We start from the raw sequence: 11,871 nt of genomic DNA on the forward strand, positions 1-11,871 counted from the left end.
CCGGAGGGACCCACCCGTGGACACCACTGCCCGACCCCTCGACCACGGGCCGGCCCTGCTGTTCTGCCCCGGCAACCGGCCCGACCGGTTCGCCAAGGCGCTCGCCGCGGCCGACGCCGTCATCCTCGACCTGGAGGACGCCGTCGGCCCGGACGACAAGGACGGCGCCCGGGACACCGTCGTCGCCGCGCTGGCGGAGCTGGACCGCACCCGGGTGGTCGTGCGGGTCAACGCGCCCGGCACCCCCGCCCACGACGGCGACGTCGCCGCGCTGGCCGCCTACCCCGACCTCACGCTGATGCTGCCGATGGCGACGAGCGCCGCCGCGGTGGAGGCGCTGGCCCCGCACCCGGTGATCGCGCTGTGCGAGACCGCGCACGGGGTGCTGGAGGCGCCGTCGATCGCCCGGGCGTCGAACTGCTCGGGCCTGATGTGGGGCAGCGAGGACCTGCTCGCCGACCTGGGCGGGCGCACCGGGCGCGCGGCAGGCGGCGGCTACGGCCCGGCCCTGACCGAGGCCCGCACCCGGATCCTCTACGCCGCCCGCGCCGCGGGCCCGGCCCCGGTCGACACCGTGCTCACCGACATCGCCGACACCGACACCCTGCTCGCCGACACCGTCGACGCGGCGAACGCGGGGTTCGCGGCGAAGGTGTGCATCCACCCGTCGCAGGTGGAGGTCGTGCGCCGCGGGTTCCGGCCCGGCGACGCCGAGATCGAGCACGCCCGCGCCCTGCTCGCCGAGGCGGAGCGGCACCCCGGGGTGTTCCGGTTCGGCGGGGAGATGGTCGACGCGCCGGTGCTCGCCCGGGCCCGGGCGACGCTGCGGCTGGCCGAGGCATAGACGACGTCTATCGCAGCGCTCGGAAGCATCGATCGCGCGACGGGACTGTGCGACGGCCCGGCGGCGCTGTACCGGGCATGGACATCACCACACTGGCCGGACAGGACCTGCTGATCGTCGGCGGCGGCTCGGGCATCGCCCGCGCGCTCGCCGCCGACGCCGTCGCCGAGGGGGCCACGGTCACCCTCGCCGGGCGCGACCCGCAGCGGCTCGCCCCGGTGGCCGCACAGGTCGGCGCCGCCACCGCCCGGATCGACCTGACCGACGAGGGGAGCATCGCCGCCTTCGCCGCGACCTCGGGGCCGCTGGACCACGTCGTGTCGCTGGCCGCCGCACCGGCGAACGGGCCCGTCGCGGAGCTGGACCGCGACGCCGTCCACACCGCGTTCGACGCGAAGGTCATCGGCCCGCTGCTGCTGGCCAAGCACCTCGCCCCGCTCGTGCGCGGCTCGTTCCTGCTGTTCTCCGGCGTCGCGGCCTGGCGCCCGGCCCCCGGACGGTCGGTGATGGCGACGACCAACGGCGCCGTCGCGTTCCTCGCGCAGGCCCTGGCCGTCGAGCTCTCCCCGGTGCGGGTCAACGCGCTCTCGCCCGGCATCGTCGACTCCGGCCAGTGGGACCGGCTCGGCGACGGCAAGGACGCCTTCCTCGCCGCCACCGCCGCGGCCAACCCGGCGCGGCGCATCGGCACCCCGGCCCAGCTCTCCGCCGCGGCCCGCTCGCTGCTCACCAACCCCTTCGTCACCGGCACGACCCTGCACGTCGACGGCGGCGGCCGGCTGGCCTGACCCGCGCCGCTCTAGGGGGCGAGCTGCGCGGCGACGGCGGCGGGCACGGGCACCCCGCGCCGTCGCAGCGCGGCGACGAACGCCGTCACCACCGGGTCCCGGCCCGGCCGGGTCAGCGCGACCACCTCCCGGTCCTGCGCCGGGTCCAGCGCCCGCACCACGCCCGGGGCGCCCGCGGGCAGTGCCGTCACCGGCACCACCGCGACGCCCAGCCCGGCGTCGGCGAGCCGGGCCGCGGTCGTCGCGCTGCGGGTGCGGGTCACCGCGTCGAGGGCGACGCCGTGCCCGGCGGCGAGGGTGTCGAGCCAGCCGGCCAGGCCGTTGCGGGGGTCGTAGTGCACCACGGGGCCGTCGCCGAGCGCGGCGACCGGGACCGGGCCCGGTGTGCCGGCGAGCGGGTGACGACGGGGGAGCACCGCGACCAGCGGCTCGCGGCCGAGCACCTCGGCGTCGACGCCGTCGCGGCCGGGGCGCGGGGACACCCCCACGTCGGCCGCGCCGTCGGCCACCCGGGCCGCGATCTCGTCGGCGCTGGTCAGCTCGGTGAGCTCCACCCGGGTCCGGGCGGCGGCACCGGAGGAGGCCCGCAGCACCGGGGCGAGCAGCCCCGCGGTCATCGTCTCCGCGCACGCCACCCGCAGCACCCCGGCGCCGCCGTGGGCGACCGCGCGCCCCGTCGTCAGCACCCGGTCCGCGGCCGCCAACGCGGCGACGGCGTCGGCGTGCACCGCCCGCCCCGCGACGGTCGGGCGCACCCCACGCGGCAGCCGCTCCAGCAGCGGGGTGCCGATCTCGCGTTCGAGCTGGGCCAGCTGGTGGGACAGCGCGGGCTGGGACAGGTGCAGGGCCGCGGCCGCCCCGGTCACCGACCCGTGGTCGAGGACGGCCACCAGGCATTCCAGCGCACGCAGTGTCGGCACGGCGACAACCTACGGGCACGGCGGCCCGGCGATGACTAGCGTGGGCGCCGTGACGATCTCCGGGTACGGGTCGTGGCCGACACCGGTCACGTCCGAAGTGGTGGTGACGGCCGCGGTGCGGCTCGGGGAGGTCCGCCCCGACGGTGCGCCCGGCACCGAGGACACCGGGGTGGTCTGGGCCGAGGGCCGCGCCGCGGAGGGCGGCCGGACCCAGCTGGTGCGCCGTACCGGCGGCGACGCCGCGGGCTCGCGCACCGACCTGCTGCCCGAGGGCGCGAACGCCCGCTCGGCGGTCCACGAGTACGGCGGCGGCGCGTGGTGGCTGCACGCCGGCAGCCCCGGCGTCGTCTGGTACGTCGAGTGGGCCGACCAGCGCCTGTACCGGCTCGACCGCGGCGCCGCCCCGGTCGCGCTCACCCCGGAGCCCGCGGTGCCCCGCGGCGACCGGCACGCCGACGGCGACGTCGCCCCCGACGGCACCTGGATGGTCGTGGTCCGCGAGCGCCACCACGCCGCGCACACCCCGGCCGCCGAGGTCGTCAACGAGATCGTGCGGCTCGACGCCCGCGCCCCGTCGACGCCGGAGGTGCTGGTCGGCGGCCCGGACTTCGTCGCCGCGCCGCGGATCTCCCCGGACGGCGGCACGCTGGCCTGGCTGTCCTGGAACCACCCGTCGATGCCGTGGGACGACGTCGAGCTCACCGTCCGCGACCTGGCGTCCGGGGTCGACACCGTCGTCGCGGGCGGGCCGGGGGAGTCGGTCACCGAGCCGCAGTGGCAGCCCGACGGGTCCCTGACCTTCCTCAGCGACCGCACCGGCTGGTGGAACCTCTACCGCTGGCTGCCCGGCCACGACATCGAGGCGCTCGTGCGCATCGACGCCGAGATCGGCGTGCCCGGCTGGGTGCTGGGCGGGTCGCGCTACGCCGTCCTGGAGGACGGCCGCGTCGTGTTCGCCCGCTCCTCGCGGGGCTTCGACGCGCTGGTGGTGCGGGAGGTCGACGGCCGGATCATCGAGCTCGACACCCCGTTCACCGCGATCGGCTCGGTGCGCGCCGACGGGCCCTACGCCGTCGTCTGCGTCGCCGGGACGCCCACCGCCGAGCCGGGCGTGCACCGCGTCGTGCCCGCCCCGGACGGCGCGGGGGAGCCCGGCGCGGCCGGGGTGCAGACCCTGCGCGCCCCGCGCGACCTCGGCCTGCACCCGGAGACCGTGTCGGTGCCCGAGCCGATCACGTTCCTGTCCTCGGACGCCGCGGGCAGCCCGCGCACCGGCTACGCGCTGTTCTACCCGCCGCTGGGCGGCCACGACGCCCCCGAGGGTGAGCTGCCGCCGCTGCTCGTCGTCATCCACGGCGGGCCGACCGGCTCCGCGACCCCGGTCCTCTCGGTCGCCGTGCAGTACTGGACCAGCCGCGGGTTCGGCGTCGTCGACGTCGACTACGGCGGCTCCACCGGCTACGGCCGCGCCTACCGCGAGCAGCTGAAGGGCGCCTGGGGGATCGTCGACGTCGCCGACTGCCTCGCCGCGGCCCGCACGCTCGCCGACACCGGCCGCGTCGACCCGGCCCGGATGGCGATCCGCGGTGGCTCCGCGGGCGGGTTCACCACCCTGGCCGCCCTCGCCCGCGACGACACCCCGTTCTCCGCCGGGGCCGACCACTTCGGCGTCGCCGACCTGGCCGCGCTCGCCCGGGACACCCACAAGTTCGAGTCCCGCTACCTCGACGGCCTGGTCGGGCCGTGGCCCGCGGCGGAGGCGGTGTACACCGAGCGCTCCCCGCTCACCCACGTCGGGCGCTTCCGCACCCCGCTGATCGTGCTCCAGGGCGACGAGGACGCCATCGTCCCGCCCAACCAGTCGGAGATGATCGTCGATGCGCTGCGCGGGCGCGGGGTGCCGGTCGCCTACCTGCTGTTCGCCGGGGAGCAGCACGGCTTCCGGCAGGCCGCGAACATCCGCCGGGCCCTCGACGCCGAGCTCGCGTTCTACTCCCGGGTGTTCGGGTTCGCGCTGCCCGCGGAGGAGGACATCGAGCCGGTGGAGATCGAGAACCTGTGAGTGCGGGGCACTTCATCGCCCGCATGTCCCTCGATCCCGCGGCCCCGTCGCGCGGCTACCCGTTCGAGCTCCCCGTGGTCCGGTGGCTGCGCGAGCACGGCGGGCTCGCGCTCTACCCGGGCGTGACGTTCCTGGTGGGGGAGAACGGGTCCGGGAAGTCGACGCTGGTGGAGGCCGTCGCCGTCGCGTTGGGGCTGAACCCCGAGGGCGGGTCGCGGTCGTTCCGGTTCGCGACCCGGGCGAGCGAGTCCGACCTCGGGTCCCACGTGCGGGTCGCCCGGCGGCCGGGCCGGGAGCGCACCAGCTTCTTCCTGCGTGCGGAGTCGTACTACAACGTGGCGTCCGAGGTGGAACGACTCGACCGGGAGCCGGGCGGCCCGCCGCTGCTGCCGGCCTACGGCGGCTCCGGGCACGAGCGCAGCCACGGCGAGTCGTTCCTGGCGCTGCTGCGCCACCGGTTCTTCCCGCGCGGCCTCTACCTGCTCGACGAGCCGGAGGCGGCGCTGTCGGTCACCGGGGCCCTGGCGGTGCTGGCCCGGATGGTGGACCTGACCGCGCAGGGCAGCCAGTTCGTCGTCGCCACCCACTCGCCGATCCTGCTCGCCCTGCCCGGGGCGACCGTCCTGCAGATCGGCGACGACGGCGCGGTCCGCCGCGTCGGGTACGACGAGGCGCTCCCGGTCGTCCTGACCCGGAGCTTCCTCGCCGACCCCGACGCGTTCCTGCGGCACCTGTAGGACGACGACGGGCCCGGGAGGACGCGATGTACTCCCGGGCCCGGGTGTCGGGGCTCAGACCGCCGCGCCGCCGCCGATGGGCACGGGCTCCGGGGCCGCCTGCGCGGTGGCCTTGCGCGGGCCCTGCGACAGCCGCTTCTCCACCAGCCGGGACAGCCCGGTCAGGATCAGGCACAGCCCGATGTAGATGACCGCGACGACCAGCGCGACCTGCAGGATCGGCGACCCGAGCTGCACCTGGCTGCCGAGCTGGCGGGCCACGAGCAGCAGCTCCTCGTAGAGGATCAGGAAGCCGAGCGCGGTGTCCTTCAGGACCACCACCAGCTGCGACAGGATCGTCGGCAGCATCGAGCGGACCGCCTGCGGGAGCAGCACCGAGGACATCACCTGGGTCTTGCGCAGCCCCAGGGCGTAGGCGGCCTCGCTCTGCCCGCGCGGGACCGCGTTGATCCCGGCGCGGAACACCTCGGCGAGCACCGAGCCGTTGTAGAGCATCAGGCCGAGCACGACGGCCCAGAACGCGGTGATCTCGATGCCCGCGCCCTGCGACATGCCGTAGTACATGATGAAGATCAGGACGAGCAGCGGGACGGCGCGGAAGAACTCCACGATCACGGTGCACGGGACCCGGATCCACGCGTGGTCCGACAGCCGCCCGGCGGCGAACACCGCCCCGAACAGCAGGGACAGGACCGCCGCGACGGCGAATGCGCGGATGGTGTTCCACAGCGCCTCGAGGATCCGGATCTGGATCGCCTCGTAGGTGATCCAGTCCCACATCCGGCCGCTGAACTGGCCGGTGGCCCAGAAGCGGTAGACGACGAACCCGAGGATCGCCACGATCACCGCGACGCCGACGACGCCGATCGTGCGGTTGCGGGCGCGGGCCGCCGGGCCCGGGATGTCGTAGAGGACCGAGCTCATCGGGCCACCCCCCAGCGGGCGTCGAGGCGGCGCTGCATCCAGGTCAGCGGGGCCACCAGGATCACGAAGATCAGCGCCACCCACAGCAGCCCGACGAGCACGTTGTAGCCGCGCTCGGAGAGGTTCTGGTAGATGCCGCCGGCCTGGAACACCGAGAAGCCGGACGCGATCGTGGTGTTCTTCAGCAGCGCGATCTGGATGTTCGTCATCGGCGGGACGGTGGCGCGCACCGCCTGCGGGAGCACCACCTGACCGAGGGTCTGGGTGAAGGTGAAGCCCAGCGCCCGCGAGGCCTCGGCCTGTCCGACCGGGACCGTGTTGATGCCCGACCGCACGACCTCGCACACGAACGCGGCGGTGTAGAGGATCAGGCCGACGCTCGCCAGCGCGAAGAAGCTGAGCTGGACGAGCTCGAGGCGGGGGTAGGCGAACGCGAAGAAGAACAGCACCAGCGTCAGCGGGGTGTTCCGCAGGATCGTCACGTAGCCGGTGCCGAAGGCACGCAGCGCGGGGACGGGGCTGACCCGCATGCCCGCCACCAGCGTGCCGAGCAGCAGCGACCCGATCGCGGCGACGACGAAGAGGCCGATCGTGCCGGCGAACCCGCCGACGTAGAGGTCGAGGTTGTCCAGCAGGACATCCACCGGGCGGCTCTCCTTTCTCTGGTCCCGACGTGTCTGGACCCGACGCGGCCCGGCGGGGTGGTGACGCGGTCACCGCCCCGCCGGGCCGCGGGCGGGATCAGTAGCGCTCGATGGCCGGCGGCTCGGTCTGGGTACCGGACTTGCCCAGGGTGCCGTCGTAGATGGTCTTCCAGGTGCCGTCGTCGATCGACGCCTGCAGCAGGTCGTTGATCTTGTTGCGGAGTGCGGTGTCGCCCTTCGGGACGCCGATGCCGTAGGGCTCGGAGGAGAACTTCTCGCCGACGACCTTCAGCTGCTGCGGGTTCTGCGCGGCGTAGCCGAGCAGGATCGCGTCGTCGGTGGTGACGGCGTCGACCTGGTTGTTGATCAGCTGGTCGACGCACTGGGTGTAGGTCTGGAACTCCACGACCTGGTCGGTCAGCTTCTGGTCCTTGACCCGCTGGATCGGGGTGGAGCCGGTGACCGAGCAGACCCGCTTGCCCTGCAGGGTCTGCGGGCCGGTGATCGTGTTGTCGTCGGCGCGGACGAGCAGGCTCTGCCCGGCGACGTAGTACGGACCGGCGAACCCGACGCGCTGCTTGCGCTTGTCGTTGATCGTGTAGGTGCCGACGTAGTAGTCGACGTCGCCGCGCTCGATGTTGTCCTCGCGCGCCGCCGACGGGATGACCTTGTAGTCGATCTGGTCGGGGGAGAAGCCGAGACCGCCCGCGACCATCCGGGCGATGTCGATGTCGAACCCGGAGAACTCGTTGGTGGTGGCGTCGCGGAAGCCCAGGTTCGGCTGGTCGTCCTTGACGCCGACGACGACGCGGCCGCGCTGCTTCATGGCGTCGAAGGTGGGAGAGCCCTCGACGGTCACGTTCTGCGCGACGGTCGGCTGGTAGCCCGAGCCCTCGGCGCCGGGGGCGCCCTCGCGGCCGCAGCCGGCCAGGGCGAGGGTGGCGGCCAGGGCGGCAGCCACCAGGATGCGGGTTCTCTTCACGGTTCGCTCCGCTCGTCGGGGGTGGTGGTGGAAGGCGTCCTCAGTGCGAGAGGATCTTGCCGAGGAAGTCCTTGGCGCGGTCGCTGCGCGGGGCGGTGAAGAACTCGTCCGGGGTCGCGTCCTCGACGATCTCGCCGTCGCTCATGAAGACGACGCGGTGCGCGGCCCGGCGGGCGAAGCCCATCTCGTGGGTCACGACGACCATCGTCATGCCCTCCTTGGCCAGCGAGGTCATGGTGTCGAGCACCTCGTTGACCATCTCCGGGTCGAGCGCCGAGGTCGGCTCGTCGAAGAGCATCACCTTCGGCTTCATCGCCAGCGCGCGGGCGATCGCCGCGCGCTGCTGCTGGCCGCCGGAGAGCTGCGCCGGGTACTTGTCGCGCTGGTTGGCGATGCCGACGCGCTCCAGCAGCGCCAGCCCGGTCTTCTCGGCCTCGGCCTTGGAGACGCCGCGGACCTTGAGCGGGGCCAGCGTGACGTTCTCCAGGATCGTCTTGTGCGCGAACAGGTTGAACGACTGGAAGACCATGCCGACGTCGGCGCGCAGGGCGGCCAGCGCCTTGCCCTCCGCCGCCAGCGCGGTGCCGTCGATCTCGATCGTTCCGGTGTCGATCGGCTCGAGCCGGTTGATCGTGCGGCAGAGTGTGGACTTGCCGGAACCGGAGGGGCCGAGGACGACGACGACCTCCCCACGGGCGACGTCCAGATCGATGTCGCGCAACACGTGGAGGTCGCCGAAGTGCTTCTGCACCCCGGCCATCCGCACCATGGGAGTGCTGGACGCGGGCGGGCTGGTCATGCTGCCTCCGGACATGGCGAGAGCCTGGACGGAACGGACAAGCGAGTCCATCACCTTGAGGAACCTTTAGGGTCTCGGCCACATAACGGAAAGGGCGGACAGCGGTGCACATCCTGCTGATCGAGGACGACGACCGGGTCGCCGCCGCGCTGCGCCCGGCGCTGCACCGGCACGGGATGACCACGACCCGCCTCGACCACGGCCGCGGCGCCGTCGACCACCTCGACGGCGTCGACGTCGTGCTGCTCGACCTGGGCCTCCCCGACGCCGACGGGCTCGACGTCTGCCGCGCGATCCGCGCCGTCTCCGAGGTCCCGGTGCTGATGGTGACCGCCCGCGGCGAGGTCACCGACCGCATCGCCGGGCTGCACACCGGCGCCGACGACTACCTGGTCAAGCCCTACGACATCGGCGAGCTCGTGGCCCGCGTGCACGCGGTGCAGCGCCGCCGCAAGGTCGGCGACGACGGCACGGTCGCCCCGGCCGGGTCGGCCCCGGTGACCGTCGGCGACGTCCGCGTCGACCCCGAACGGCACGAGGTCACCGTCGCCGGGGAGCAGGTCGTGCTCACCCGCAAGGAGTTCCAGGTGCTGTCGCTGCTCGCCCGCGCCGACGGCGCCGTCTGCACCCGCGCCCAGATCGTCGCCGAGGTGTGGGGGCGCGGCTGGGCGGGCGCGAACCGGACCCTCGACGTGCACGTGGCGACGCTGCGGACCAAGCTCGGCCGCCCCGAGCTGGTGCGCACCGTGCGTGGCGTCGGGTACCGCTTCGCCGCCACCGAGGACTGACCCGTGCGCAGCCGGCTGCTGCTGGTCGTGCTCGTGCTCGTCGGGCTGCTCGCCGCCGGGCTGGGCGTCCCGCTGGCCTGGACCGCCGCCCAGCGCGCCCAGGAGGAGGTCTTCACCGACCGGCTCACCGACACGATCTCCTTCGCCTCCACCGCGCAGCGCCCGCTCATCGAGGCCCCCGCGGGCAGCTCCGCGCTCACCACCTTCACCGACGAGATCACCCGCTACGACGACGTCTACGGCGTCGCGGTGCTGGTGTTCGACCGGACCGGCCGGACCCTGACCGCGTCCCGCCCGGCCGACCGGCTGCCCGAGCTGGGGGACTACGCCACCGAGCGGACCGCGGTCGCGCTGGCCGGGCGCCGCTCGTCGACCTACCCGCTGCTGATGCCGTGGGACGCCCGGCCGCTCGTGCTGGCCGAGCCGGTGCTCGTCGACGGCGAGGTCGTCGGCGCGGTGGCGACGGTGTCACCGACCGACGCGTTGCGGGCCGAGGCGGTGCGCACCTGGTCGCTGATCGCCGGGGCCGCGGTGTTCGCGCTGCTCGCCGGCACCCTGGTCGCGCTGCCGCTGACCGCCTGGGTGCTGCGCCCGGTCCGCCGGCTCGACGAGGCGATGGGCCGGGTCGGGACGGCCGTCGTCGCCGGGGGGCCGCCCGGTCCGCCGTCGCGGCGCAGCGGCCCGCCGGAGCTGCGCTCGCTGGCCGGGTCCTTCGACCGGATGACCGAGACGGTGCGCGAGGCGCTGGCCGCCCAGCGCGCGTTCGTCGCCGACGCCTCCCACCAGCTGCGCAACCCGCTCACGGCGCTGCGCCTGCGGCTGTCGAACCTCGACGGGCACGTCGACCCGGCCGCCGCCGACGACCACCTCGCGGCGATGGAGGAGGCCGAGCGGCTGTCCCGGGTGCTCGACGGGCTGCTCGCGCTGGCCCGCGCCGAGCGCGCGGTGGAGGACCCGGGCGACGCCGAGGACACCGACCTCGACGTCGTCATCGCCGAGCGGGTGGACAACTGGCGGCCGCTGGCCGAGCACTCCGGGATCGAGCTGCGCCGCAGCGGCCCGCACGGCCTGCACGCCCGGATCGGCGAGCCCGCGCTGGAGTCGGTGCTCGACGCGCTGCTCGACAACGCGCTCAAGTACACCCCGGCCGGGCGACGGGTGCGGGTCGCGACGCTGCGCACCGCGGACCGGATCGGCGTCAGCGTCGTCGACGGCGGTCCCGGCCTGGCGCCGGAGGACCGGGCGCGCGCCACCGACCGGTTCTGGCGGGCGCCCGGGCAGACCAACGTCGAGGGCAGCGGGCTGGGCCTGGCCATCGCGGTGCGGACCGCCGCCGCGGCCGGCGGGAGCCTGCAGCTGGGCGACGCCCCGGGCGGCGGGCTGCGGGTCACGCTGTGGCTGCGCCCCGGGGCACCTCAGTAGCCCTTGGTGGCCCGGTAGAACGCGACGGCGCCCTCGTGCAGCGGGATCGGCTGGGTGCCGATCGCCGAGCGGGAGTCGACGGTCACCGCGGCCGGGCTGGCCTGGGCCAGCCGCGGCTGCTCGTCGAAGGCGGCGCGGATGAGCGCGCCGGCCAGGTCGGCGTCCATCCCCTCGGTGACCAGCAGCGCGTTGCGCACCGACAGGCAGGAGACCGGGCCGGGCAGGCCGTAGGTGTTCGCGGGGACCGTCGCCACCGAGTAGACGGGGTACCGGTCGCGCATGCGGTCGAGCACGCCGCCGAGCTCCAGCAGCCGGATCGGGACCTGCGCGGCCAGCTCCCGCACGCCGTCGGTGGGGACCCCGCCGGACCAGAAGAACGCGTCGAGGCCGTTCTCGCGCAGCGCCGCCGCCGCGTCCGGGAGGCCCAGCTCCGCGCGGGTGCCCAGGCCCGCGACGCCGATCCCGGCGACGTCGAGCAGCCGGGTCGCGATCGGCTGGTAGCCGCTGCCGCCCGGGCCGATCGACACCCGTCGTCCGCGCAGGTCGGCGATGGTGCGCAGGCCGGAGTCGGCGCGCACGACGATGTGGGTGACGTCGTCGTAGAGCCGGGCCAGTGCGCGCGGCTCGGCCGGACCGGTGGTGCGGGCGGCGACGTCGGCGGCCACGTCGACCTGGCTGATCGTGACCGCGGCCGCACCGGTGGTCAGCAGGTCCATGTTCTGCGCGCTGCCCGCGGTCTCCAGCACCTGCGGGGCCGCGGCGAGCCCGAGCCGTTCCCGCCAGATCTCCGACAGCGTGCGCGCGAGGTTGATGTACACCCCCGGCTGCACCCCGCCGGCGATCACCAGGGGGGCGGCGGGCCGGGGCCCGGTACAGGCGGCCAGCCCCGCCCCCAGACCCAGCGCCGCCCCCGCGCGCAGCACGGTGCGCCTCGTCAGCGGGGGCCCGGGCCGGTGCACCC

The 11,871-nt window shown here is 74.9% G+C and carries 12 protein-coding genes; 6 read left to right on the forward strand and 6 right to left on the reverse strand.

Annotation, left to right across the window (positions count from 1 at the left end; translation table 11 throughout):
* The first annotated feature begins 16 nt into the window (after positions 1-16).
* Together KPL57_RS03875 and KPL57_RS03880 are read left to right on the forward strand one after the other, a co-directional pair.
* Positions 17-844, forward strand: a complete 828-nt coding sequence (locus KPL57_RS03875; protein WP_226350490.1) for a CoA ester lyase — start codon at positions 17-19, stop codon at positions 842-844.
* Between the two features lie 77 nt (positions 845-921).
* Positions 922-1,632: an SDR family oxidoreductase gene (locus KPL57_RS03880; RefSeq protein ID WP_226350491.1), complete on the forward strand. Its 711-nt coding sequence runs from the start codon at positions 922-924 to the stop codon at positions 1,630-1,632.
* Between the two features lie 11 nt (positions 1,633-1,643).
* Here the strand turns inward: KPL57_RS03880 and KPL57_RS03885 are convergent, their stop codons facing one another.
* Positions 1,644-2,552, reverse strand: a complete 909-nt coding sequence (locus KPL57_RS03885; RefSeq protein WP_226350492.1) for a LysR family transcriptional regulator — start codon at positions 2,550-2,552, stop codon at positions 1,644-1,646.
* A gap of 49 nt (positions 2,553-2,601) precedes the next feature.
* On the opposite strand from KPL57_RS03885, the gene KPL57_RS03890 reads away from it, so the two are divergent.
* Together KPL57_RS03890 and KPL57_RS03895 are read left to right on the forward strand one after the other, a co-directional pair.
* Entirely contained in the window at positions 2,602-4,614 is a 2,013-nt protein-coding gene (locus tag KPL57_RS03890) for a prolyl oligopeptidase family serine peptidase (protein ID WP_226350493.1), read from the forward strand.
* A gap of 23 nt (positions 4,615-4,637) precedes the next feature.
* Complete coding sequence (locus KPL57_RS03895) at positions 4,638-5,351, forward strand: AAA family ATPase (protein ID WP_226350494.1); 714 nt, start codon at positions 4,638-4,640, stop codon at positions 5,349-5,351.
* 54 nt (positions 5,352-5,405) lie between these two features.
* Here KPL57_RS03895 and KPL57_RS03900 read toward each other — a convergent pair whose 3' ends face one another.
* The 4 genes from KPL57_RS03900 to KPL57_RS03915 all read right to left on the reverse strand — a co-directional run bounded on the left by KPL57_RS03900 (position 5,406) and on the right by KPL57_RS03915 (position 8,670).
* Positions 5,406-6,275: an amino acid ABC transporter permease gene (locus KPL57_RS03900; RefSeq protein ID WP_226350495.1), complete on the reverse strand. Its 870-nt coding sequence runs from the start codon at positions 6,273-6,275 to the stop codon at positions 5,406-5,408.
* Positions 6,272-6,919: an amino acid ABC transporter permease gene (locus KPL57_RS03905; RefSeq protein ID WP_208820948.1), complete on the reverse strand. Its 648-nt coding sequence runs from the start codon at positions 6,917-6,919 to the stop codon at positions 6,272-6,274. Before KPL57_RS03905 ends, KPL57_RS03900 begins: the two co-directional genes overlap by 4 nt.
* Positions 6,920-7,016: 97 nt before the next feature.
* Positions 7,017-7,901, reverse strand: a complete 885-nt coding sequence (locus KPL57_RS03910) for a glutamate ABC transporter substrate-binding protein (RefSeq protein WP_226350496.1) — start codon at positions 7,899-7,901, stop codon at positions 7,017-7,019.
* 40 nt (positions 7,902-7,941) lie between these two features.
* Positions 7,942-8,670, reverse strand: a complete 729-nt coding sequence (locus KPL57_RS03915) for an amino acid ABC transporter ATP-binding protein (protein WP_020622568.1) — start codon at positions 8,668-8,670, stop codon at positions 7,942-7,944.
* A gap of 134 nt (positions 8,671-8,804) precedes the next feature.
* Here KPL57_RS03915 and KPL57_RS03920 point away from each other — a divergent pair, with 134 nt between their 5' ends.
* Positions 8,805-9,488 carry a response regulator transcription factor gene (locus KPL57_RS03920; RefSeq protein WP_062396678.1) on the forward strand — a complete coding sequence of 228 codons (684 nt, stop codon included), beginning with the start codon at positions 8,805-8,807 and terminating at the stop codon, positions 9,486-9,488.
* 3 nt (positions 9,489-9,491) lie between these two features.
* A complete protein-coding gene (locus KPL57_RS03925; RefSeq protein ID WP_226350497.1) occupies positions 9,492-10,910 on the forward strand; it encodes a HAMP domain-containing sensor histidine kinase in 1,419 nt (472 codons plus the stop codon).
* On the opposite strand, the gene KPL57_RS03930 is transcribed toward KPL57_RS03925, so the two are convergent.
* Positions 10,904-11,869, reverse strand: coding sequence for a TAXI family TRAP transporter solute-binding subunit (locus KPL57_RS03930; protein WP_226350498.1), 966 nt, complete (start codon positions 11,867-11,869; stop codon positions 10,904-10,906). The genes KPL57_RS03925 and KPL57_RS03930 overlap by 7 nt on opposite strands.
* Positions 11,870-11,871 lie beyond the last annotated feature (2 nt).

It is taken from the genome of Pseudonocardia sp. ICBG601 (assembly GCF_020496245.1).

Excerpts from the sequence above, each read along its gene's own strand:
- KPL57_RS03895 (WP_226350494.1), top strand. The coding sequence starts at position 4,638 with ATGTCCCTCGATCCCGCGGCCCCGTCGCGCGGCTACCCGTTCGAGCTC.
- KPL57_RS03900 (WP_226350495.1), bottom strand. The coding sequence starts at position 6,275 with ATGAGCTCGGTCCTCTACGACATCCCGGGCCCGGCGGCCCGCGCCCGC.
- KPL57_RS03915 (WP_020622568.1), bottom strand. The coding sequence starts at position 8,670 with ATGGTGCGGATGGCCGGGGTGCAGAAGCACTTCGGCGACCTCCACGTG.
- KPL57_RS03880 (WP_226350491.1), top strand. The coding sequence starts at position 922 with ATGGACATCACCACACTGGCCGGACAGGACCTGCTGATCGTCGGCGGC.